At 43.6% G+C, this 23243-nt stretch carries 20 protein-coding genes and 1 tRNA gene; 8 read left to right on the top strand and 13 right to left on the bottom strand.

Annotation, left to right across the window (positions count from 1 at the left end):
* Positions 1-16: 16 nt before the first annotated feature.
* The 8 genes from ID165_RS19275 to ID165_RS19240 all read right to left on the bottom strand — a co-directional run bounded on the left by ID165_RS19275 (position 17) and on the right by ID165_RS19240 (position 12285).
* On the bottom strand, positions 17-3547 hold the full coding sequence (locus tag ID165_RS19275; RefSeq protein ID WP_370539764.1) for a molybdopterin-dependent oxidoreductase: 3531 nt from the start codon (positions 3545-3547) through the stop codon (positions 17-19).
* A gap of 95 nt (positions 3548-3642) precedes the next feature.
* Positions 3643-5067: an MFS transporter gene (locus ID165_RS19270; protein WP_192347054.1), complete on the bottom strand. Its 1425-nt coding sequence runs from the start codon at positions 5065-5067 to the stop codon at positions 3643-3645.
* A 256-nt stretch (positions 5068-5323) separates the two neighbouring features.
* Positions 5324-5986 (bottom strand): response regulator transcription factor, encoded by a 663-nt coding sequence (locus ID165_RS19265; RefSeq protein WP_192347053.1) that lies wholly within the window; start codon positions 5984-5986, stop codon positions 5324-5326.
* 59 nt (positions 5987-6045) lie between these two features.
* Positions 6046-7857: an ATP-binding protein gene (locus tag ID165_RS19260; protein ID WP_192347052.1), complete on the bottom strand. Its 1812-nt coding sequence runs from the start codon at positions 7855-7857 to the stop codon at positions 6046-6048.
* Between the two features lie 4 nt (positions 7858-7861).
* Positions 7862-8440 carry a DUF4202 domain-containing protein gene (locus ID165_RS19255; RefSeq protein WP_225586839.1) on the bottom strand — a complete coding sequence of 193 codons (579 nt, stop codon included), beginning with the start codon at positions 8438-8440 and terminating at the stop codon, positions 7862-7864.
* A 13-nt stretch (positions 8441-8453) separates the two neighbouring features.
* On the bottom strand, positions 8454-8831 hold the full coding sequence (nirD, locus tag ID165_RS19250) for a nitrite reductase small subunit NirD (protein ID WP_192347051.1): 378 nt from the start codon (positions 8829-8831) through the stop codon (positions 8454-8456).
* Positions 8832-8849: 18 nt separating this feature from the next.
* Entirely contained in the window at positions 8850-11360 is a 2511-nt protein-coding gene (gene nirB / locus ID165_RS19245) for a nitrite reductase large subunit NirB (RefSeq protein ID WP_192347050.1), read from the bottom strand.
* A 502-nt stretch (positions 11361-11862) separates the two neighbouring features.
* Positions 11863-12285 (bottom strand): nucleoside-diphosphate kinase, encoded by a 423-nt coding sequence (locus tag ID165_RS19240; RefSeq protein WP_192347049.1) that lies wholly within the window; start codon positions 12283-12285, stop codon positions 11863-11865.
* A 183-nt stretch (positions 12286-12468) separates the two neighbouring features.
* Between ID165_RS19240 and ID165_RS19235 the strand changes: the two genes are divergently transcribed.
* The 4 genes from ID165_RS19235 to ID165_RS19220 all read left to right on the top strand — a co-directional run bounded on the left by ID165_RS19235 (position 12469) and on the right by ID165_RS19220 (position 15768).
* Positions 12469-13503 (top strand): bifunctional oligoribonuclease/PAP phosphatase NrnA, encoded by a 1035-nt coding sequence (locus ID165_RS19235; RefSeq protein ID WP_192351671.1) that lies wholly within the window; start codon positions 12469-12471, stop codon positions 13501-13503.
* Positions 13504-13685: 182 nt separating this feature from the next.
* Positions 13686-14609, top strand: a complete 924-nt coding sequence (locus ID165_RS19230) for an FKBP-type peptidyl-prolyl cis-trans isomerase (RefSeq protein ID WP_192347048.1) — start codon at positions 13686-13688, stop codon at positions 14607-14609.
* Between the two features lie 48 nt (positions 14610-14657).
* Positions 14658-15215 carry an FKBP-type peptidyl-prolyl cis-trans isomerase gene (locus tag ID165_RS19225; RefSeq protein ID WP_192347047.1) on the top strand — a complete coding sequence of 186 codons (558 nt, stop codon included), beginning with the start codon at positions 14658-14660 and terminating at the stop codon, positions 15213-15215.
* Between the two features lies 1 nt (position 15216).
* Positions 15217-15768, top strand: a complete 552-nt coding sequence (locus ID165_RS19220; protein ID WP_225586837.1) for an FKBP-type peptidyl-prolyl cis-trans isomerase — start codon at positions 15217-15219, stop codon at positions 15766-15768.
* A gap of 387 nt (positions 15769-16155) precedes the next feature.
* On the opposite strand, the gene ID165_RS19215 is transcribed toward ID165_RS19220, so the two are convergent.
* From ID165_RS19215 to ID165_RS19195, 5 genes are all read right to left on the bottom strand, one after another.
* Positions 16156-16470 carry a hypothetical protein gene (locus ID165_RS19215; RefSeq protein ID WP_192347046.1) on the bottom strand — a complete coding sequence of 105 codons (315 nt, stop codon included), beginning with the start codon at positions 16468-16470 and terminating at the stop codon, positions 16156-16158.
* 257 nt (positions 16471-16727) lie between these two features.
* Positions 16728-17093 carry a 50S ribosomal protein L19 gene (rplS, locus tag ID165_RS19210; protein WP_091692379.1) on the bottom strand — a complete coding sequence of 122 codons (366 nt, stop codon included), beginning with the start codon at positions 17091-17093 and terminating at the stop codon, positions 16728-16730.
* A gap of 50 nt (positions 17094-17143) precedes the next feature.
* On the bottom strand, positions 17144-17860 hold the full coding sequence (trmD, locus tag ID165_RS19205) for a tRNA (guanosine(37)-N1)-methyltransferase TrmD (protein WP_192347045.1): 717 nt from the start codon (positions 17858-17860) through the stop codon (positions 17144-17146).
* 3 nt (positions 17861-17863) lie between these two features.
* Positions 17864-18394, bottom strand: coding sequence for a ribosome maturation factor RimM (gene rimM, locus ID165_RS19200; protein ID WP_192347044.1), 531 nt, complete (start codon positions 18392-18394; stop codon positions 17864-17866).
* A gap of 11 nt (positions 18395-18405) precedes the next feature.
* Positions 18406-19008, bottom strand: coding sequence for a 30S ribosomal protein S16 (locus tag ID165_RS19195; protein ID WP_192347043.1), 603 nt, complete (start codon positions 19006-19008; stop codon positions 18406-18408).
* Positions 19009-19159: 151 nt separating this feature from the next.
* Between ID165_RS19195 and ID165_RS19190 the strand changes: the two genes are divergently transcribed.
* The 4 genes from ID165_RS19190 (at position 19160) to ID165_RS19175 (ending at position 23148) form a co-directional block, all read left to right on the top strand.
* Positions 19160-19231 (top strand) — tRNA-Arg (locus tag ID165_RS19190).
* An 881-nt stretch (positions 19232-20112) separates the two neighbouring features.
* Positions 20113-20844, top strand: a complete 732-nt coding sequence (locus tag ID165_RS19185; RefSeq protein WP_192347042.1) for a hypothetical protein — start codon at positions 20113-20115, stop codon at positions 20842-20844.
* 449 nt (positions 20845-21293) lie between these two features.
* Entirely contained in the window at positions 21294-22118 is an 825-nt protein-coding gene (locus tag ID165_RS19180; RefSeq protein WP_192347041.1) for a helix-turn-helix domain-containing protein, read from the top strand.
* 208 nt (positions 22119-22326) lie between these two features.
* Positions 22327-23148 carry an alpha/beta fold hydrolase gene (locus ID165_RS19175; RefSeq protein WP_192347040.1) on the top strand — a complete coding sequence of 274 codons (822 nt, stop codon included), beginning with the start codon at positions 22327-22329 and terminating at the stop codon, positions 23146-23148.
* Positions 23149-23243: the final 95 nt, after the last annotated feature.

The raw sequence follows: 23243 nt of genomic DNA, 5'->3' as shown, positions 1-23243 counted from the left end.
TGTAACATGCTCGATTTCACGCCGGGACTTTTGATTGGTGAAGAATTTCTCTAACCTCCGTTTTGCAGCTTCCGCATCCCAATCCTGCACCCGTTTGCTGACAAAGCGCAGTAAAATCCGAACATCCGCCTGCAATGGCTTCGGTGATATTCCCTTCTCCTACACGACTACAGCTACAGACTAATTTTCCGACGACCGGACGGGTGTCCGAGGAGCCCATCAGCAGGGATTTTCTTTTTTCGGAAAGCTCTATTTTGTTTTCAATCAGGGATTTGAATTCAGCGAATTCATTTTTGTCTCCCATCAATACTGCCCCAATAAGCAGGTCATCCTTCACAATACATTTCTTATAGTAACGACGGCTCATATCCGTAAAAATGATTTCCTCGTACGAGTCGTCATTTTCGGGGATTAGAATATCTCCTATACTGCAAAGCTCCAAGTCTTTAAATTTCAAGATGTTCATCAGTACGGAGCCACTGTAAATACTACTCACATCACCTGCAATGTAATTGGCCAAGACCATGGCCTGCTCCTCAGCAGCTGAGGTGATCCCGAAAAGCTGATTTTGAAATTCTGCGATCTCCCCTATGGCAAAAATATTCTGGTAATTCGTCTGTAAATGCTGGTTTACCTTGATGCCCCGGCCACATAGAATGCCATTGTCACGGGCGATTTTGATATTAGGTTGGGTCCCGATGGCATACACCACGGCGTTGGCATAAATGATTTTTCCACTTTTTAGGGTGATGGACAGTGATTTATGTTCTTCATCATCGAAGACAGTACTTACTTCATTGTCGAAATAGACGTGAATTCCCCGCTCTTGCACGTCGAGAGAAAGCAACTTACTCGATACTTCATCCAGCTGTCGTTCCATAAGTCGGGAGGCCCGCTGTATGATCGTCACTTTCACCAGGTTGTGCTGCAAGGCTGCGGCAAGCTCAAGTCCAAGCAATCCGCCGCCTATGATCACGACATGCTGATTTTCAGGCGGTAAATTTGTGGATTCCAAGTATTCCTTAAATCCATCTGCATCGGTTTTGCTTCGCATGGTAAAGCGGCCCGGAAGATCCAGTTGCGCATCTTTCGGGACAAAAGCCCGGCTTCCCGTCGCCAAGATCAGTTTGTCAAATTGGTATTCCTGTCCATGGTTATCTACCACTAGCTGCTTCTCTGGATCAATTTTTTCTATGGAAAGCCCGGTATGAAGGGTGATTTTAAGCTTTTTGAGCTCATGTTCTTTAATCTTCTGCAACTGCTCCCAAGTCAATTCTTCTGTGACATATTCCGGTAGAAGAACCCTGTTATAAAAAGGGTGCGGCTCTTTGGAGAATACATGGATTTGGTCGGATTCATTGTGCTCGCGGTAGTTTTGGATAAAGCGAAACGCTGCTGCTCCGGCTCCTACGACCACGATTTTTTCAGGTGCTTTTTGGTATTTGGAAACTGAGACGGTAGTGAATTTGAAGTCGGGTTCTTTGGATTGGGGATCCACTACAGTTTTTGTCAGGTTGTTTGCCCTATTTAGATCACTTTGCAGTTGCTTGCCCCAATGCATGGGAAGAAACACAACGCCTTCACGAATACTTGTAGAAAGCTTCGCCTTGACCCGAACTACACCGTTTTTGCTCTTTACTTCCACCACATCACCATCTTTTACCTTATCCAGATAGGCATCGATGGGATTGATTTCAAGAACGGGACTTGGATAGTGCGTACGGAGTCGGGATACTTTCCCTGTCTTAGTCATCGTGTGCCATTGATCCCTCACACGTCCTGTGGTAAGAACCAACGGATATTCCTTGCTGGTTTTTTCGGAGGTGTTGGTGATCTGTGCTGGAATATTGAACACCGCTTTTTGACTTGGCGTATAGAATTTTTTGTTGGCAAAAAGCCTGGGAGTTCCTCCATGTCTGTACTCCGGAACAGGCCATTGAAAGGAACCCTCGCTTTTCAGTCTATCGTAATTAAGGAAAGAAATATCGATGTTTGTGCCCTTAGTCATCGCACAATACTCTTCGTAGATTTCCTCAGAATTGTTGTAATTGAAGCCACGGAAGCCCATTCTTCTGGCAAAATCACAGAGAATCTCCACGTCAGGCCTTGCTTCGCCGGGAGGATTGATTCCTTTGTTGAGATAGGAAATCCTACGCTCGGAATTGGTCATGGTTCCTTCCTTCTCCAGCCATCCGGCTGCGGGAAGCACCAAATCGGCATATTCCACCGTGTCGGCTTTGTGCGAGATATCCTGCACGATGACAAATTTGGCGTTTTGAAGTGCTTTCTCAATTTTCTTAGAGTTGGGCAAGCTTACCATCGGATTGGTACAAATGATCCAAACAGCCTTCATCTCTCCACTTTCGAGTGCATCAAACATCTCGGTGGCAGAGTATCCCGGGTCTGGGGAAATCTCATTTACTCCCCAAAAATTTGCCACCTCTTGCCTGTGCACAGGATTGTTCAGCTCTTTGTGAACGGCCAACAAATTTGCCATTCCGCCGACTTCTCTTCCGCCCATCGCATTTGGCTGGCCCGTGAGAGAGAAAGGACCATTGCCTGGCTTGCCTATTCTGCCGGTTACTAAGGACAGGTTTAGGAGTGAAAAGTTCTTATCTGTGCCTATTGCGCTTTGGTTCAGCCCCATTGCCCACATGCTGATAAATCCTTTGGATTCGCCGATGATCTCGGCTACTCTTTTGATCTCGGCTATAGGAATACCACAGAGTTTAGCCGCCTCTTTCAGAGAAGTTGCCATAACCTGTTTGCGGTATTTTAGGTAGTTCTCGGTGTGTTTTTCTATAAATTCTTTGTCGGCCAGGCCGATATCGATGATTCTTCTGCCAATGGCATTGTAGAGAATAATATCTGATCCGGGGATGATTTGCAGGTGTATATCTGCGAACGAGGCAGAGTCTGTTTTACGTGGATCGACTACGATAATCTTTACATTTGGATTCTTTTCCTTGTGCTTTTCCAGTCTGCGAAAGAGAATAGGGTGACACCATGCAGGGTTTGCGCCGGCAATCAAAAAGGCATCCGCAAGCTCGATATCTTCATAAGAGATGGGAACTGAATCTTCTCCGAAGGTTTTTTTATATGCCACTACAGCTGAACTCATGCACAGGCGGCTGTTGGTATCGATGTTGTTGGTGCCGAGAAAGCCCTTTGTAAGCTTATTTGCAATGTAATATTCTTCCGTCAGGCATTGTCCCGAAATATAGAACCCTACACTTTTGGGGCCATATTTCTGGATCAGGGATTTGAAAACCCCCGCAGCCCTGTCCAATCCTTCATCCCAGCTTACCCGTTCCCGGGGATGGGACCGACTCCAGCGCATTTCAGGATACAGAATTCTGTCAGAAGTATCGTTGACTACGTAGTGAAGGTTCATACCTTTTGAGCAAAGCATGCCTTGGTTGACAGGGTGGTCTTTATCGCCTTCTACTTGTACTTTGTTTTGAGAATCCACACCGGCGACTATGCCGCAGCCGACGCCGCAGTAGGAACAGGTGGTTTTGACTTTTTTATCCGGGATCACTATCAGAAATTACAATTGGAAATTGATTAAGAACAAAATAGCTCATCCGAATGACAGACGGTCAATCATGGAAGAGCTATTTTGGGTACTATTACTACAAGTTAATTATCTATTCTCATTAATTCAGGCTGCAGCTTGTTTAATTCCACTTCTGCTACTTTCTCATCTTCGGTGCTGAATCGGATGGCTAGGGCGACCATGCCGGATACGACGATTAAGCCGCCAATGACCAAATAGCCGGTTGACACGGCTCCTGCCGCGGCGGCTGATTGGGCTGCTGTAGCAGCTTCAGACCCCAAGCCTTCACTTGCGATAAGTGCGGTTTTCTCTGCTATCGCTGATTTGGAACTTAGGAACAGTGCTGCCAAAAAAGCTCCGAAATTCCCGCCGGCACCCACAATTCCCGAAATGGAGCCAATTGCCTTTCTATTTACAAAAGGGACTACAGAGAATGTCGCTCCCTCTGCCATCTGCACGGTGAGGCTGAAGGCAACCAAAAGCACAAAACCTACTGCCAAGCTCGTGGCTAGAGAAAACAGGCTTAGTGTCAGACCCTCGGCAATTAAGATGGCTGCCAAAAACCAAACTCTTCCTTTCAGTCCTTTTGTTTTTCCGAATTTGTCACCGAAAAATCCTCCCAGTGTTCTGGCGAAAATATTCATTAGGGCAAACGAAAGCACAATATTTCCGGCAGTGATCCGCTCTAGCTGAAAGGTATTTTGAAGATAGTCATCCATGGTGCCATACACAGTCAGCTCAATCCCAAAGCAGGCGGCGTAAACAATAAAAAGTAACCAAACACGGTAGTCTTTCACTGCCTCCCCAAAACCGACTTTGTCCTTCTTGGTGCTGGGGATTTTTATTCCTCTTGCTTCTAATTCTTTGAAGTTGCCCTCAGGAGTATCCTTTGTAAAAAAGTAATAGACCAATCCCATGGCAAAGCAGACTATGCCGGCAATTACCATAGCATACCTCCACGCATCAGCCTCCGCTACCCCCAGCCCTATGACTATCGCAGCAATGATAGGCATTCCAAGTCTGTTTGCTCCACCACCTAGATTTCCCCAGCCTGCTGAAGTTGCATTGGCAGTGCCCACTACATTGGAAGCAAACATAAGGGAGGTATGTACCTGAGTGATCACAAAGGATGCCCCGATAAATCCGGTCAATAGGCGGCAAATGTAAAACTGCATCGGTGTCTGAACCAGACCGCTTGCTATTACGGGGATGGATCCTAAGATCAAAAGCCAAGTATAGCACAGTCTCGGTCCATACTTATCGCATAGTTTACCGATCAATAATCTGGCAAAAATTGTTCCCGCTACGGCAAGAACTGTTGCGTTCCACTTTTGCGCCGGAGTAAGGCCCAGGTCTTTGACCACATCCGGCATGAAGGGAACGATACCGAACCATGCGAAAAAACAAATAAAGAATGCGATAGAAGTGATCCAAAAGGTGCGGATTGGGACAGCTTTAAAATCCAGGAGGTTCAATCGTGTTGCCTTGTGTGTAAGTAGTGGTTTCATGTGTTTGTAATTTATTTTATATGGTCAGCCTGATTAGTCGGGGCAGGCTATGGAATCTCGTACGGGGCATAATCCACGCAGTGCTTTGCGTTATCCCAATACTCGATTTCATAATACTTATTTTATCTTGCTTAAAATTACGTATTAATACGTAATTTCAATACATGATACGTATTTTTTTTAGATAAAAAATAAAAAATCCACTTGGAGTGGCTCCAAATGGATTTATAACTACGTATAAAATTGATTGTCCTACTTAGATCAGGTTTAATTCTCTGGATTTTGTAGTCAGCTCCACAAGATTCTTGACATTCATCTTTTTCATCAAATTAAACCGGTGTACCTCTGCCGTTCTTTTACTGATTTCCAGTGTATCAGCGATTTCATTATTCCCTTTCCCTTCTAGAATCAATTCAAGAATCTGTTTTTCCCTATTGGTCAGGTTTGCCAATTCCTCCGGAATTGCATCAGATCTGGAAGGGGTTTTGGCTTTTCCGTTGACGAAGTTATTAATGATATAGGCGGATACATCTCCGGCAAAAAACTTACCGCCGACAGAAATCGTGTGTAAGGCCTTCAAAAACTCACTTTTAGAAGATCCTTTGAGCAAGTATCCATCAGCTCCTGCCTGAATAGCCTCTACTACGTACTCCTCCGAGTCGTGCATGGAAAGGACAAGTTTCTTGACGTGAGGGAAGCGTTTGCTCATCTCCTTCACCACTTCCAGTCCGTTCATTCGCGGCATGCGGATATCCACAATCAGTAAATCCGGGTTCTGTAGTGCGATTACTTCCAGTGCTTCTATGCCGTCCGATGCTTCATCAATTACTTGGAATTCCTTTTCACTTTCCAGCAAAGACTTGATTCCGTCCCGTACAAGTTCGTGATCATCTGCTAAAACTATTTTGATTGGGTTCATATGTGCTTAGGTAAATACGTAGTAAAGAAAGAGAATTTACGTATAAAAATCTAGAAAATCTAAGCTAAAGGTACGTTGAGAGTGACCTTGGTGCCTTCATTAGGAGAAGAATTGATGAATAACCGGCCATTGATGTATTTCACCCTTTCTTTCATAAAGGTAAGCCCCATTCCGCCTTCCTCATCAGGTTTGGATTTTAGCTTTGATTGATCAAATCCCCTTCCGTTGTCATCCACAATGATGCTGAGAATATTCTGACTGTGCGAGACCGTGACGATGATGTGGGAGGAATCTGCGTATTTAATCGCATTGTTGATTGCTTCCTGTGTGATACGGTAGAGGTTGATCTCTACCAGAGAATCCAGTCGCTGGGAGAATTCTGATTTATTGAAAAGAACAATCTTCTTCCCTGTAAGCTTGGAGAGTTCCTGTGTCAGTTCCGTAAGCGCCGGCACAATCCCATAGTCTTTCAATTCCGGAGGGGTGAGATTGAACGTTGCTGTTCTTACCCCTTTGATAATATTAGAAGTAAGTTCTTTGAGTTTGATGATCTTCACCTCGGCTTTCTCGGGGTCAGAAGAGTCCACGCTTTCCAGCAGGTATTTCAATCCGGTGAGCATTTGACCGATTCCGTCATGGATGTCCTTTGCTATCCGGTTTTGCTCATTTTCCTGATTCTCGATGATTTGTCTCGAAATCACCTTCTGCTGATGCATTTTTTCCTCAAAACTCTCCTTGGTCAGCTGCTCCACCTGATGCATAAACTCCTTGCGCTTGGTGATATCCAGACAAATCAAAATCAATTCAGACTTGTCCTCAGAAGAATTAAATGGAATCATGGACACATCCAGCCAGATGTCTTCGCCGGTTTGGGAGGTGGTTTTTAATTCGCCTTCCCAGCCTGCTTTTTTATTTTCGGCAACGATGCGGTCTATAGTGAGCCGTTCATTTTCCAAAGGGGAGAGCAGATCCGATATCTTGGCATTGACGTTGAATTTCTGTGTCTTATAAAGTCTGCTGAAGCGCTCACCTATGTGGGTGATGTATCCTTCGGGTGTGATTCGGGCAAAAAGAAGGATCTGATCCATGGCTTTGCTAAGGGCTTGTAGCTCCCTGACCGATTTTTCTTTAGATTGACTGAGAATATCCGCATTCTTGGCCATTTGGATAGCTTTTTTTTCTGCAGCCAACAATTCGTGGATACTGGCTTTCATGGCTTTGGCCGAAGGCCAAAAGATAATCAGAAACTCACCCACCAGAACCAGCAGTGTGAAAAGTGTGATGAGCAACTCCACCCGCTGTAGGTTGGACACTTTATCCTTGGCTTCGTGATCGTATTGATTTACGATCCCATCCATTTTGATCAGAAAATTATTTGCATTGGTTTCAATAATCCGTAATTGCTCCGCAATGGCTATTGAATCCTGAACATTGTCTGATTTGAGAAAAAGAAAATTTTGTGCAGCAGTGACTACTTTCTCGAATTCCGGATTGATTTTCTCAAACATTTGCTTGATTTCCGGACTGTTGTCTACGATGAAATCCTGCTCTTCATCGCCCAGTTGTAAAAGTTGATGGGCATTTTTCCAGCGGCTCAAGGTGCTTTGTATCGAGTCTGTCAGCACGTGTGAAGTTTCGGGAGAGTGACTGTGTGGCAGCAAGAGCACTTCCTTGTTCAGTTTCTGACTCAGCATTCGCTGCCGGCCGGCTACATTGACTAGACGGCTGTCGTTTTCCTGATCATTCAGGTGTTTTCTGATGAGAATCTGGCTTGCGATCAAGGAGATGGCAATGGCTCCCAACGCAATAATATAAAGTCTTCGGAGACGATTAAAAGTATCTTGATCCAGCGATCGCGGTGTACCGGTCATTTGATTAGGTGATGGCTTCTTTGACTAATTGAAGGCTTGAAGGTGAAAATGGTAACTGTAAAGCGGCCCGGTGTCCTTTCTCTGACATTTTAGCCCAGGTTTTTTGAAGGATATCGATGATTTTGGCGGACTCATGTTTGGCGGCGAATTCTTCGAAATAATATTCCAGGAAAACCAGACAAATCACATCTTCCATGGTTTGGGTGTCCGGATCAGTTTTCAGCTGCTTCTTTCTGATCAGGAATTTTGTCTTTTCTATCGTCTCCTCATCGTACCCCGCCTCTTGGAGAATCTCTCCGGCCATATCGGCATGCATCTTTTTCAGTTCCTCCCTCCACCGGAGATACCCGACTCTATCCATTGGATAGTCTGATCTCGGTATCTTCCATCTTCCGATATGCTGTGCCCTGACGGCGAGCTGCATAGCTTCCGGTGATTCGGGGGCAAATTGGTTGAGTTTGTCTGTCATACGCATAGAGTACAACAGTTCTTTTGCAATCTCTTTTCCTGATATTTCTTCTTTGGTGGGGTCTTCCCCGTTGACCTGATCGATCAACGAGATTGCTTTCTGGAGTCTGTTCATTTGTAAAATTGGATTAATCTGCGAATCCAATATATACATTTCCCTCCTGAATCCTGACCGGATAGGTTGCAATACTATACTCTTCTCCATTCAAATTGCTGCCATCTTCCAGTGAAAAGGTCTTCTTATGAAGCGGACAGGCCACTTTTGGGATCCCTTTCGCATCACCTGTCATGCCACGGGAAAGCACCATTTCCATCTTATGTGGACACAGGTTCTGGCAGGCATACCAAGAGTTGGTTCTGGTGAAATGGAAAACGGCAATTTGCCTGGCATTGTATTTCACGCAGGCTCCGGCATTCTCGGGAAAGTCATCTGTCTGACCTACTTTGATCCAGTTGATGGCGTGCTGCTCTGCTACGGATTGATAGTTTTTTAATAGTTCTTCCATGATCTTATACGTATTGGATTACCAAGGTCTAGGCATCTTTTGTTCTCTCATTGGCACAAAGACCAAGTTGTCGTCTGGCTCGTCGGAGTTGACAAAGGGCTTGAATCTTTTCATCATTTGTGGATCTTCGATGGCTTCCTTCCATTCACAGGCATAGCGCTGTACCAGTTCTTCCATTTCTACTTCCAATTCTTCGGCTATTCCCAGACTATCTTCCACGACTACTTTTTTCAAGTACTCTATTCCGCCTTCCAGCTTTTCCAGCCATGGCGCAGTACGCTGCAACGGAGCGGCTGTTCTGATGTAGTAGACCAAGAATCTGTCGAGATATTTGATGCAGGTTTCGTCGTCTAGTTTTTCGGCAAGAAGAATAGCGTGCTTCGGCGTAGCTCCTCCATTACCACAGACGAAGAGATTCCAGCCCCCTTCTACTGCGATGACCCCAAAATCCTTTCCACGGGCTTCAGCACATTCGCGGATACAGCCGGAGACACCGCCTTTTAGTTTGTGGGGAGAACGTAACCCTTTGTAGCGCTCTTCGATTCTGATGGCAAAGCTCACGCTGTCATGCAAACCGAACCGGCACCAGGTAGATCCTACACAGCTTTTTACTGTTCTAAGTGATTTGCCGTAGGCGTGTCCGCTCTCAAATCCTGCATCGATGAGCTCTTTCCAGATCATCGGTAGCTCATGAAGCTGGGCACCGAAGAGGTCAATTCGCTGACCTCCGGTGATTTTGGTGTACAGATCGTATTTCTTTGCCACTTGTCCGAGTACCATTAGCTTCTCCGGTGTGATTTCCCCTCCCGGCACCCTTGGAACTACAGAGTAAGTACCGTTTCTCTGGATATTTGCAAGAAAGCGGTCATTCGAATCCTGTATTGGAGCCTGACGATTGGCGGTTTCCATGTAGATACTGGCGAAAATAGAAGCCAACACCGGCTTGCAAGTTTCGCAACCATGGCCTTTGCCATGTCGGTCCAGCGCTTCGTCAAAATCCATAATGTTGTGAAGCTTTACCAAATCGTACATTTCCTGGCGGCTATATTCGAAGTGCTCACAGATCGTTTCTTTCACTTCCTGTCCCATGGATTTCAGCGTAGCCGTAACCAGGTCCGTCACCATGGGCTTACATCCACCACAGGAGCCGGAAGCTTTTGTTTGCTTTACTACATCTGAAAAAGTACAGCAGATACCGCTGGTGATCGAGTCACAGATCGTCCCTTTACTCACTGCCTCGCAAGAACAGATCTGCGCGGTGTCAGGCAAGTCGAGCACTGAGCCCAATGCGCTTTTGTTTTCGCCCCCTCTGGAACCCAAGATCAGGTCTTCAGGATTCTCGGGAAGTTTCATCGCATTGATGTACAACTGGAAAAGTGTATTGTAATCCGAGGAGTCACCGACCATGATTCCGCCGAGTAACTTAGAACCGTCTTTGGCGATGTTGATTCTCTTGTAGACTCCGCGCTGCTTGTTTTCATAGACGATTGCGGTGATTTCTTCATTTTCGATGAAAGGATCGCCGAAGGAAGCTACTTCCGTGCCCACCAATTTGAGTTGCGTGGACATATCGATGGAAGGGCTCATCAGCTTTTCGCCTCCCGTAATTTGATCTACAGCCACTCCCGCCATCTCATATCCCGGAGCTACCAGTCCGTAGATCCCATTATTATAAAGTGCTACTTCTCCGATGGCATAAATGGCCGGATCGGAAGTTTCCATTTTATTATTCACATATACTCCGCCCCTTTCACCTGTTTTCAGGCCACATTTCACCGCCAATTCGTCTCTGGGACGTATACCTGCGGAAATAATCAGCATGTCGGTTTGGAGGGAAGTTTCGTCTGTAAATTCTATTTTTTCGACACCTTCTTCCCCTGTGATTTCTTTGGAGTTTTTGCCCAGGTGAATGTTCATGCCAAGGCTCTCTATCTTGTTCTGAAGCATGTCACTGGCGGCTTTGTCCAATTGACGCGGCATCAGACGCGGGGCAAATTCGATTACATCGGTTTGAAGTCCGAGTTCTTTGGCCGCATTTGCCGCTTCCAGACCAAGAAGACCTCCTCCAAGTACAGATGCTTTGAATTTTCCTTCAAGCTTGAGTTTTTGCGCATAATCCTTGATTGCATCGAGATCTTCTATGGTTCTGTATATGAATACACCGGGCTTGTCCACTCCTTTGATATTCGGGACAAAGCAGGAAGAGCCGGTAGCCAGAACTAGATAGTCATATTCGAAATAGTCGTGCTTATGTGTAAAGACACGCTTGGTTTCCACCTCAATAGAAGTGATCATTTCTCCTGTACGTAGCGTGATGTTATTCTCAGCATACCAGTTACGGGGCGCTAAAAGCAGCTTATCCGCCGAATCCAGTGAGAAGTATTCGCTTAGGTGGACACGATCATAAGCCGGCCTGGACTCTTCCCCGAATACTACAACTTTAAATTGATCGCGAAGTGGGTGGGCGGCCAGTTTTTCGCAAAACTTGTACCCCACCATTCCATTTCCTATGACAATAACTTTTTTCATGGCTACGTATTTTAGAACTCAAATATAAGTATAAATACGTAATTAAAAGCAAAAACATAAAGAAATACTTATTATAAATAAGTATAAGAAAGTAAGCTGGAAAGGAGAAAAGGGTGTCAATAGGCTTTAAAATCGACTTATCACTGGATTAAGTATCTAGATATTGGATGAATTTTGCTTCTACGTAAGTGGTCTAATTAGAGGAAAATTTTATTTGGTTCTCCCGACTGCCCTATCAAAACCTTGATTAAGGCGGGCTTCCCTCAGGGGATGAGAGTGTAAAGTAGATCCGGCTTCTGGAGAAGCAGGATAACAGAATCGGGATAACACAGAGATTGCTTTTACGGTACATCGGGACAGGCTGTTCCCCACAATGACGGAGTGTATTTATTGCTAACTGTGTCCTCCGCGTAAACCTCTGTGCTCTGCGGTTATTTTGTCTTCAAATAAAAAAAGCATCCCAAAACGGAATGCTTTCAAAATTTATTTTTTTCGATTAGAATTAACCTACTCTTTCGATCTGGGAGAAGTAGAAAGATCCTTCGATAGCGGCATTTTCGTCAGAGTCAGAACCGTGTACGGCATTAGCTTCTATAGACTTGGCGAAGATCTTACGGATAGTTCCCTCACCTGCATCAGCCGGGTTGGTAGCACCTATCAATTTTCTGAAATCTTCCACTGCATTTTCTTTCTCCAGGATAGCTGCGATGATAGGTCCGGAAGACATATATGCGCAAAGATCAGCGTAGAATGGTCTTTCTGAGTGAACTTCGTAGAATTTGCCTGCGATCTCTTTTGTCAATCGGGTTGCCTTCATGGCCACGATTTTGAAGCCTGCTTCTTCGATCATTTTCAAAATTGCTCCTGAGTTTCCATCTGCGAAAGCATCAGGTTTGATCATAGTGAATGTTCTGTTAGTTGCCATGTTTTATGTTTTTCATTGGTTTAATTCGGGCGCAAAAATAGACTTTTTCGCAGCATTCACCATAAAAACTTTAGCATTTTCCGTGTAGTTTATTCATTATCAGTGAGCTGGGATAATTGGGAATTGTCGAAAATTTCCTGACCTTTGCGTACTACAGAGCCAAAAAGCAGCTAAATGTATAAAATTGAAGCTTTAGCCTCGTTTAAGAGAGAGATAGCCTCACCCAAAAAAATATTTATCACTACTCACGTCAAACCCGATGCCGATGCATTGGGTTCTTCATTGGGGTTGGCTAACTACCTGCTCAAGAAGGGGCATGAGGTGACGGTGGTGACCCCGTCGGATTATCCTTCATTTCTGGACTGGATGAAAGGCAATGACGCAGTGCTGGATTTCAGTAATCCCAAGCACACTGATCTTGCCACCAAGAAATTAAATGAAGCGGATGTTATTTTTTGTTTGGACTTCTCTGTTTTAAAAAGGGTAAACGAATTAGGCGAAATGATCCGCAAGTCGGAAGCATATACCGTCAATATTGATCATCATCAGGATCCTGAGGATTTTGCTGATTTCCGTATCTGGAGCACTGAAGCCGCCGCTACCTGCGAACTGGTCTATGAAATGATCGTGCAGTTGGGGGATGAGAAGCTTTTGGATAAAGACATCGCTGAATGCCTCTATGCCGGGATTATGACTGACACGGGAGGGTTTAGACATCCCAATACCACCAAGAATGTACATCTCGTAGTGGCGGAATTGGTAGATTTGGGAGCCGATATTTCACAAATCGCCAATTGGATCTATGATTCCAATTCGGTCAATAGACTGAAATTTATCGGTTTTGCGATCAGCCGCCGGCTGGTAGTACATGAAAATCTTCATATGGCCTATTTTGCGATCAGCAAAAAAGATCTTAAAAAATATCAAAGTCGTACAGGCGATACAGAAGGTTTGGTCAATTATGCATTATCTTTGGACGGGATAAAGCTGGCTGCCTTATTTTCGGAACGTGAAGACGGTGTCAAAATTTCTTTCAGATCATCCAGTGAAGTAGCCATCAATAAATTTGCGGCAGAGTATTTTGATGGTGGTGGACATAAAAATGCCTCGGGAGGAAAGTCTACGTTGAGTCTTAAAGACACTGTAGAGCGATTTGAGACCTTGGTGGAAGAGCACCAGGACGAATTATTCCGCGTTGTTCCTCTTGCAACAGATTGATTGGCTTGAACTCCCCTTTATTACCTTGAAAAATCACTTATCCTTTACGAAATCGGACATGACCCAGACGTTACACACTGGGATGATTGTAGTGCCTGCGAGATTCCCTGTCCGTACAGGCGGGCATTCCGTTACCTTCGTAACGGGACAAGTTATGACCATTGAAAAACAATTATAATCAGATGAAAAATTCAAAAAGCCTTTTGGCAATCCTTGTTCTCTTGGTGGGAGCGAGTACCCTGACTTCATGTAAAAAAACCAAAGTCACAGAAAAAGACGGCATAGAATATACCTATGTGAAAGAAGGAAATGAAAAAGCACCAAACGGTGAGTTTTTGCTTTACAATCTTCAGATCACCACAGGATCTGATTCTGTGATCTATTCTACCGCTGAGCAGCCTTTTCCGGGATATATGCAGGCAAATGATTCTATGCCAATAAATAACGGGATGGATGAAATCTTCCTTAGCCTCAGAAAGGGAGACAGCATCGCCTTTGAATCTACTGCAAAAACAATCTTTGGCAACAATTTTCCTCCATTTATGAAGGAAGAAGATGTAGTAAAAGTACGTTTGGGTGCCTTCGAAATCATGAATGAAGAAGCTATTCAGGCGTATTTTGAGAAAGTAATGGCAGCTGAAGAAGTGAAAAGAGAAGAGAGAGCCAAAGAAAGACTAATAGAAGAAGATAAGATTATCCAAGATTTTATCAAGGAAAAAGGTCTTGAAGCACAAAAGACTGAAAGTGGTCTTTACTATGTGATCGAGGAAGAGGGAACGGGTGAACCGGTCTCCGCAGGTACTACTATGCATGTGAACTATGCGGGTTATCTGATAGACGGAACATTGTTTGACACGTCCATCGAATCTTTGGCCAAGGAAAACAATGCGTTTAGCGAAGGACGTCCTTACGAAGCACTTCCTGTGACTGTTGGCATGGGTCAGGTGATTCCTGGCTGGGATGAAGGATTGTTGCTTTTGAAAAAAGGTTCTAAAGCAAAATTCATCATTCCTTCTCCATTGGGCTATGGCGAAAATGCCATGGGTGCAAAAATTCCTGCCAATTCCGTACTTGTTTTTGATGTGGATGTAGCGGATGTGCAATAAGCAACGTATTGTAGGCATATCTAAGTAAACAATACTAAAACCAGCACAATGAAAATTAGAGTATTTGCCCTTTTAAGCCTGATAGCAGGTAGTTTCGCTTTTGCGTCTTGTATTGATGATGATGCTACCAATGAAGTGATCTTCAATGAAGACTTAGCAGAGATTCAGGCTTACCTTGACACCACTACTATTGTAAATGTCAAAGAAGTTTACGACGCAAATAGAGGGATTACAGTAATCTGGCAAGAATTATCCGGAAGCAGAGACACAGTTAGTCTTGGGGATACATTAAAGGTGAATTATGTGGGAAGATTACTTAGTAATAAAGTATTCGATACTTCCTTTGAAGATATTGCTAAAGAGGCAGGGATTTTTAATTCCCAAAGAGATTATGAGCCCCTTGTTTTTCGATTGGGTATTGGCCAATTGATTCCGGGCTTTGAGCTTGGAGCCTTGCAAATGGAGGTAGGGGACAAAGCCACTGTGTTTATGCCATCTGAGTTTGCATATGGCAGACAAGGTAGTTCAGATGGACGGATTCCTTCAAATACTCCTATTATGTTTGAACTAGAATTAGTAAGTGTAACTCCTGGACCAGAGCAATAATATGATTTTAAGACAAGCTAGTATTTTCTTCTTTCTGGCTATAGCAGTGATATTTATGAGCTGTGAGCCCAATAATCCCTACGATACAGGACCGACGTATGATATAGCGGGCAATCTGGCAAAGGACAGTGTTATTATTGCCGATTATCTGGAAACTGCCGAGATTGATAGCTTATACCGTATCCACGATCGCGGAGTGATAATTATCGTACAAGAAGAGGGTACAGGTTCTAGACCGATTAATGGAAACTCAGTCTATACTAACTACATCGGCTCACTGATGAGTGATGGGTCTGTATTTGATACGAATATTGAACAAGTGGCAAAAGATAATGATATCTATGATGAGAAAGTGGTATATGCGCCCTTCCCCTTCACAGTGGGAGGAAGTGTTATACCTGGGTGGAGCATTGGATTTAGTCGACTTAGGCCAGGTTCCAAGGCTAAATTAATTATTCCTGCCGCATGGGCTTATCAGAATGTAGGTAAAGGTGAAGCAGTTCCACCCGATGCTATTCTAATATTCGATGTGGAGTTCTTGGGAATGGACTAAACTATATCAGAGGGCTTCGGCCCTCTTTTTTTTGATTTTTCGGAAAGTCTTTTTTTGCTGCGGTTGCTGCAGAGGGTTGCACAGAGGACACCAGAGTTAAAAGTGACTTTCCCGTAGCCTGCCACCGTTTGTGTCACGCACTGTTTTATCACTTATTCCCCCTCCATGTTATCCTGCTTCTCCAGAAGCCGGATCCAATTTACACTTTCATCCACCTGTACTAGTGACTGCGGTTCGATGCCATTAGTGTCCTGGTTGAAGGTTAAGCCTGGATTTTGAATTAGACCGAAATAGAAATGCATAATGCGGCTTAAAACAAACCAATACCGAGGTTCAGCTCCACGAACTGCTGTATTACTTACTCACCATTCTTTTTAATAAAGCCTGTTACGATACCAGTTTCTGGGTTTTATCTTCCAGTTGAATTCTTTTTCCCAACCAGCCCAACACAAAAAAGCTTGCAATAAATCCAATAACCGGAATGGAGAGGGCGGCCATTTGCCAAATGAATGGAGATGTATCCACTGGAAAATCACTAAAAGTTGAATGGATTTCCATCTCCCATTCTTGAAAAATCCCCAGTGATGCCAGGTAAATCAAGTAGCTAAACAGTGCTACCATGGCAGCAGAGAAAATCATGCCCAGACGGATAAATACTTTGGCAATCTGAAAGCTTGGATCGAAGGAAAAGGAATTGTTCATAGCCGATATGTTTTAATAAAAATGATGCTCAAATTATTGTTAGCCAATTATTTAACGTTAAATGAACAAAAAATTATCCCAGGAATCATTTTTTGTTCACCGGTTTGTGCCCTACGTGAAAACTTGAGCGTTTTCAGGGGTTAAAAAAACAGGACGCTTGATAGCTTAGCTAGCCTCCGTGTCATCACGACCGGCCTCAAGACATAAAAAAAGGAACCCATTGCCGGGTTCCTTTTTGATTTCAAGCGTGTGAAATCTTACTTTCTCACTCTTATCTTTTCCTTGATACGTGCAGCTTTACCCTGACGTCCTCTTAGGTAGAATAGACGGGCTCTTCTTACCTTACCTTGTCTCAATAGATCGATTTGCTCGATAGCAGGAGAGATAATAGGGAAGATTCTTTCTACACCTATTCCATTGGATATTTTTCTTACAGTGAAAGTCTCACCGTTAGAGTTAGGGTTTCTACGCTGGATCACAGTTCCTTGGAACTGCTGGATACGCTCCTTGCTACCTTCTTTGATACGTACGTGTACGTTGATGGTATCGCCAGCTTTGAATGAAGGGAATTTAGCTCTTACTTCGCTGTATTCCGCTTCTACTATTTTCATTAGATCGCTCATAGCTTTATGTTTTTTTGCTTTCGCTGTTTGCCAACGCGTGGCTTATTTAATTACTTCTTATACGATTCTGCATCGCTTTCCCCAGTTCCTTTTTCGCTGAGCAAATCAGGTCTTCTTTCTTGGGTTCGGCGAACCGATGCTTCAAATCTCCATTCGTTTATCTTGGCTTCATGTCCCGAAAGCAATACCTCAGGTACCTTCATCCCTTCATAATCTGCGGGGCGGGTATACACCGGAGGTGCCAGCAGTCCATCTTGGAAAGAATCTGTCAATGCAGAGGTCTCATCATTCAATACTCCCGGGATCAGGCGAATCACCGCATCAGCCACTACAGCGGCTGCCAATTCTCCTCCGGAAAGCACATAGTCACCAATACTGATTTCCTTGGTGATGAAGCACTCTCTTACCCGCTCATCCACACCCTTGTAGTGACCGCAAAGGATCAGCAGGTTTTGATGGAGCGAAAGTGCATTTGCCATAGGCTGGTCGAACCTGGCTCCATCAGGCGTCATGTAGATGATCTCATCATACGTGCGTTCCTTCTGAAGTGCTTCTATACATCGGGCGATAGGCTCGATGGACATTACCATCCCTGCACCCCCTCCAAAGGCGTAGTCATCGACCTGCTTTTGCTTGCCCGTTGAATAATCCCGTAGATTGATCACGCGAATACCGGCCAGTCCTTTGTCCTCCGCCCTTTTTAGAATGGAGTGTGCAAACGGTCCTTCCAGCAATCCCGGTACTACAGTGATGATATCAATGTGCATGGGTTAGTCTTCCAGATAAATTTCAAGTAAACCTTCGGGCAATCTGCAGTAAACTTTTTTAGCTGCCTTGTCCACTTTTTGGATAATTCCATCCTGAATGGGTATCAGTACTTCTTTTTCCTTGTGTGTAACCCCGAGGAGATTCTGAGTCTCCAGATCGTAGACGATCCGGATAGATCCAATCAGACCTTTGGTCTCGTCAAAGACTTCAAATCCGACCAACTCATGGAAGAAATACTGATCTTCTTTCAGTTCAGGCAGTGCAGTCAAGGGAAGAAACACTCCCAGTCCAACCAACTCTTCTACCTGGCTGAGTGAGTCCAAATCCTCGAATTTTGCCAGTGCTTTATTTCCGGGTTGGAGTACAAAGTGCTCCAGGAAAAACGGTACCAGCCGGGATTTTTGCTCTAAGAATACATGCTCCAATGTCTCATAATCCTCAGGATAATCGACATCCAACATGATCATTACCTCACCACGAAGTCCATGAACTTTAGACACGTAGCCCAACTGAAAGCTTTGGTCCTTATTCATGGGGATTTATATTATGCTTTTGCTTCGTCTTCTCCTGATTCAGGGGCGTTCTCTTCTGCAGGAGCCTCAGCAGCAGGAGTTTCTTCAGCGGCAGCCTCTTCTACAGCAGGAGCAGGGTTGTTAGCAGCTTCAGCAGCAGCTAGCAATGCTTTTTGCTCATCTTCTCTTGCTTTGATCGCGTCAAGTCTAGCCTGATTCTTAGCTGTCTCAGCATCCAATGCTTTCTTACGTGCATCCGCTTTAGCAGCAGAGATACCTTCCGCTTTGCCTGCAATCTTCGTGTCTTTCTCGTTTAGCCACGCTTCGAATTTTGCATCTGCTTGTTCTTGCGTGATTGCACCTTTCAATACACCAATCTGAAGGTGTTTTTTCAGCATCACACCTCTGTAAGAAAGCATTGCTTTCACAGTGTCTGTTGGCTGAGCTCCGTTCAACAACCATTTAAGAGCGCGCTCATTGTTGATGTTGATAGAAGCAGGATTCGTGTTTGGATTGTAAGATCCAATTTTCTCGATGAAGCGTCCATCACGTGGAGCTCTTGCATCAGCTACAACCACGTCGTAGATAGCCATTTTTCTTCTACCTCTTCGTGCTAATCTGATTTTTACTGACATAAATTTTAAATGTATTTAGTGAGTGGATGGAGCCCGTCCATCCTAATTTTGGAGTGCAAAGATAGGGCAAATCCTTGGAAAGCCATAAGTTGGCTAAAGAATATTTGTCTAAAAGGAATGTTTTGGGTTATCTTGCGCCAGAAATCTAAATGGCCCCGTAGTTCAACGGATAGAACAAGCGTTTCCTAAACGCTAGATCTAGGTTCGATTCCTAGCGGGGCTACTATCATAATAAGATGAAGGAAGTTTACTATGCCTATGTGATCAGGAGTATGTCTCATGATTATTTGCATAAGGGGCATTGTAAAGATTTGGAAAAAGACTGAAGCAGCATAATTCTGATCTGACCCGAGCAGCTCAAGTACAATCAAAATCACCCAGTTAAGATTTTGTCCCACCCATCCGGACTTAAATCCATAATAGGCGCAATCGTAAGATTTACGTTTTTTTCACGTCCCAAGACTTGCCTATTTTTCCATTATCCATTATGAAAAACCTCCAATTCTTGGAGCTAATTTTCTGAAAAAAAACGCTAATTCCACCTTACTTTTCTCCCAATTTCACGATAAATACCCTGTATAGGGTATGTTTTGATGTCGTTTTATTTCTCTTATTGCATAAGCCTTTTAGTTTTTGGAAACGGCTAGCCTACTTCTTATCCTTAATCCAAATGTGGGGCAGGATCGAAGTGATACGGGAAAGATAAGCTTTCAAAAACCAAGTCACTGAATTGTTTTGTGACTGAGCAGGCTTATTTAGGGCAGGTGTGTAGGGTGAGGTAGACTATGCCAACTTTATATCCCATCCTTCCGGGTTTACCCCCGGGAAACGACCTCTGGGCTGTTGCAAGTTGTTTGGAACTTGTAAATTGATTTGCAGCTCGTAAAATACTGATCTTGAGGTATGACGGATTTTATGGCTTAGAGAGAATTAACAGCCATAAAAAGCTGGGAATTGAGGCGATAAGCTACTTGGCATCATTAAATGAACTATAGGCAATGAGTTCTACTCACAGCGAACCGGCTATAAAAAGGGACCATATTCTTTACTTCACATAAGAACTAAATAATTTTTATATTGAAATTAACTGTTAAAATTTAAGTTATGTCTAATCAAATTAATCTTCAGGGAAAGTTATCATTTAACCAATCCAATGTTGTTACCGCAACGGTGAAATTGTGGGAGGCGAATAAGAAAGATTCGATTGGTGAGCATGTAGTGACAGCAGAAGCGAAAAGTAATTGCTGGGTAGCCTGTAATACAAGCCCAGACTTCCCTTCTACAACCCCTACAGACGGCGTTTCCATTATTGAGGGGTTTGCACTTGGCTATCCACATCTCGAACAGACACTGGGGCGCAAGCATATAACCGGTTCCGTCTTCATGATTCCTTCCGATGCCAATCCGATCGACACGGTTGACCCGACCACTCACGCATCCAATTTAACAGCTTATGGAGACGGTGAACTGAGTGCTCCTTGGGGCGTATCAGTGGATGGCAATGATGATGTCTGGGTTGCCAACTTTATGGGTAGGGGAGTTTCGTTCATGGCAGGTGCTTCACCAAGCGGACGTACCGAGACTTTTAAGACAGGAGATTTGATTCACACCATTCATTCCGGCAGTATTCAGATGCTGACCGATGTAGTCGTTGATCAGGCAGGCAATCTCTGGTGTGCCAATAACTGGAACTTGCCTCAGACCGTAATGGAATCGCAACCCGACCGGACCTCTTCGACATGGGGTGGAGGCTCCGGTGTAGTAGTCATCTATGGAATAGCTAATCCGGCTCAGACTCCCCTTATTGGTCCTGTAAGCAGTGTTGAAAGTCTATGACAATACTAAACTAAACACCGTAAATCATGGGTTTATTCAAATCGCCGGGTGTCGTACAAGCAGAACGAAAATCGAGAATGATTGAAAAAATGTGTGAAATCTATAAAAGTTATGGAATGAGATCGTCGAAATCTCCATCACTCTCAATAGGAACGTGGCTTTAGCCAAATCCATCAGACAATGGATGGAATTCTCCAATTACCGGTTGACTGTGTTGGGGGTGGGAGAATCTATCCCAATATTTCAACCTGGAGAACAAAGTGATTCGAGCTTAAATCCGGAAATCATCACGAGCATTTCCGTTCTGATAGTAAAATGAGCGTATTAGATGGGAGGAGCTGAACTCATTTACTTCATCAGCTGTCCATAGCAGTGGAAGTTATCATTCAAACCGTACTTTAGATTACAGCATTCATTCGTTAAATCCCTTTTTCATTAAATTTGAAAACATGTTAAAACAATTTTCATATAAACAATTTGGAAATCTGGAATTCAGCAAGATGGCTCTTGCTGAAAACATGCTAGCATCAATAGACGGGCATATCAAAATTGTATTCATTCCGAAAAATGCCATCATCCAAGTAGATTTTCAGGAATTCAAAATGGAATCCGATACACTTTTGTTTATCAATCCAAAAGTGATTGTAAAGCCCTGTGAAACGGTTGACGGCCAATTAATCTATTTTAACAGGGATTTTTACTGTATAGAGATTCACGATCAGGAAGTAGCCTGTGATGGCATATTATACAATAATGTTTTTGAAATACCATTTGTTAATTTGGATGAAACCCAATCGGAGGACATCCAAAAAATTATTCAGGAAATCCAATCAGAAATGAATAATGAGGATGCTAATACAGAAGAAATGCTTCGGGTTTTATTGAAGCTCATCATACTCAAATCTACCCGGATATGGAAACGGCAACATCGGTTGGCTGATGAAAATCAGCAATCGGATGTGCAATTTTTGAGAAGGTTTAGCAAATTAGTTGAAGAATGCTATAAGACCCACCATACCGTCGCGGATTATGCTGAATTATTATTTGTGACACCCAAAAACTTAAGCAAAAAGATTGGATTGGTCAGCAAAAGCACTCCCAATGACATCATCAAAAAACGGATTATACTGGAAAGCAAACGCCTGTTGGCCCATACCACAATGACGGTCAAGGAAATTGCATATAGCCTCAATTATGAAGATGATGCCTATTTTATTCGTTTTTTCACTAAGCACACTGGCCTTTCTCCCGGTTCTTTTAGAAAGCAATTTTAGAGCTTAATTAAATACATAATTATAGGTAAAGCAGGGCATTGTTGCCTTGCTTTTTTTATTGAAACAACCTCTAAACCTATATAAATCTATCTTTTTTTGATTAAGGGGAAAAAGTGCAATGCAAAGCGAAAACCGTCCATTTTTGCGCTTTGACATTTACCGCAAATTTGCTTCATCAAATTATTACTAACATTTAAATATAAAAATCATGAACAAGTTAACAGTAAAAGACGGCACAGAAATTTATTTCAAAGATTTAGGAACAGGCCAGCCTATTTTCTTTCACCATGGATGGCCACTGTCATCAGATGATTGGGATGCACAAATGATGTTTTTCTTGGAAAAGGGATTTAGAGTGATTGCACATGACCGACGTGGACATGGGCGTTCAACCCAAACCTTCCAAGGAAATGACATGAATACCTATGCGGCCGATGTAGCAGAATTAGTAGCGTTTTTAGACCTTAAAAATGTAATTCATGTAGGACATTCGACCGGAGGCGGGGAAGCCATTCGATATGCCGCACAATATGGCAAAGACCGTGTAGCCAAAGTGGTTTTGATAAGTGCGGTTACTCCTTATATGATTGCCGATGAAAACAATCCTGAAGGAGTGCCATTGGCTGTCTTTGATGACATTCGTTTTAATACGCAGCACAACAGGCAACAGTTTTACCAAGACCTAACCATTCCATTTTATGGCTATAACAGAAAAGGTGCCGATGTTAAAAAAGGAATCCAAGATAACTGGTGGAGACAGGGAATGATGGGAGGAATTAAAGCCCAATATGATTGTATAGAAGTATTTTCGGAAACCGATTTTACTGAAGATTTAAAAAGTGTGGACATCCCTGTTCTGGTACTTCATGGCGATGATGACCAAATTGTTCCTTTCGAAACTACAGCAATAAAAGCGCATAGGCTTTTAAAAAATGGGACCTTAATAATTTATCCCGGTTTTTCTCATGGTATGCCCACCACTGAAGCCGCTACTATAAACAAAGACATGCTAGAATTCATTAACTCTTAAAAAGAAAAGGCATAATGTAAAGCGAAAAGCGACCATTGAAAGCTAGCCCTTCTCGCTTCTACTTTGCCTTATCAAGTTACTAGTAACATTTAAAA

It is taken from the genome of Algoriphagus sp. Y33 (genome assembly GCF_014838715.1).
In the GTDB taxonomy this organism is placed as follows: domain Bacteria; phylum Bacteroidota; class Bacteroidia; order Cytophagales; family Cyclobacteriaceae; genus Algoriphagus.
The sequence above is the reverse complement of the archived record's forward strand: the minus strand, read 5'-3'. Positions and strand labels throughout refer to the sequence as shown.

Bases quoted from the DNA above. Each gene is read 5' to 3' on its own strand.
- ID165_RS19270 (WP_192347054.1), bottom strand. From the start codon at position 5,067: ATGAAACCACTACTTACACACAAGGCAACACGATTGAACCTCCTGGAT.
- ID165_RS19265 (WP_192347053.1), bottom strand. From the start codon at position 5,986: ATGAACCCAATCAAAATAGTTTTAGCAGATGATCACGAACTTGTACGG.
- ID165_RS19260 (WP_192347052.1), bottom strand. From the start codon at position 7,857: ATGACCGGTACACCGCGATCGCTGGATCAAGATACTTTTAATCGTCTC.
- ID165_RS19255 (WP_225586839.1), bottom strand. From the start codon at position 8,440: ATGAACAGACTCCAGAAAGCAATCTCGTTGATCGATCAGGTCAACGGG.
- nirD (WP_192347051.1), bottom strand. From the start codon at position 8,831: ATGGAAGAACTATTAAAAAACTATCAATCCGTAGCAGAGCAGCACGCC.
- nirB (WP_192347050.1), bottom strand. From the start codon at position 11,360: ATGAAAAAAGTTATTGTCATAGGAAATGGAATGGTGGGGTACAAGTTT.
- ID165_RS19240 (WP_192347049.1), bottom strand. From the start codon at position 12,285: ATGGCAACTAACAGAACATTCACTATGATCAAACCTGATGCTTTCGCA.
- ID165_RS19230 (WP_192347048.1), top strand. From the start codon at position 13,686: ATGAAAAATTCAAAAAGCCTTTTGGCAATCCTTGTTCTCTTGGTGGGA.
- ID165_RS19225 (WP_192347047.1), top strand. From the start codon at position 14,658: ATGAAAATTAGAGTATTTGCCCTTTTAAGCCTGATAGCAGGTAGTTTC.
- ID165_RS19220 (WP_225586837.1), top strand. From the start codon at position 15,217: ATGATTTTAAGACAAGCTAGTATTTTCTTCTTTCTGGCTATAGCAGTG.
- ID165_RS19215 (WP_192347046.1), bottom strand. From the start codon at position 16,470: ATGAACAATTCCTTTTCCTTCGATCCAAGCTTTCAGATTGCCAAAGTA.
- rplS (WP_091692379.1), bottom strand. From the start codon at position 17,093: ATGAGCGATCTAATGAAAATAGTAGAAGCGGAATACAGCGAAGTAAGA.
- trmD (WP_192347045.1), bottom strand. From the start codon at position 17,860: ATGCACATTGATATCATCACTGTAGTACCGGGATTGCTGGAAGGACCG.
- rimM (WP_192347044.1), bottom strand. From the start codon at position 18,394: ATGAATAAGGACCAAAGCTTTCAGTTGGGCTACGTGTCTAAAGTTCAT.
- ID165_RS19195 (WP_192347043.1), bottom strand. From the start codon at position 19,008: ATGTCAGTAAAAATCAGATTAGCACGAAGAGGTAGAAGAAAAATGGCT.
- ID165_RS19185 (WP_192347042.1), top strand. From the start codon at position 20,113: ATGTCTAATCAAATTAATCTTCAGGGAAAGTTATCATTTAACCAATCC.
- ID165_RS19180 (WP_192347041.1), top strand. From the start codon at position 21,294: ATGTTAAAACAATTTTCATATAAACAATTTGGAAATCTGGAATTCAGC.
- ID165_RS19175 (WP_192347040.1), top strand. From the start codon at position 22,327: ATGAACAAGTTAACAGTAAAAGACGGCACAGAAATTTATTTCAAAGAT.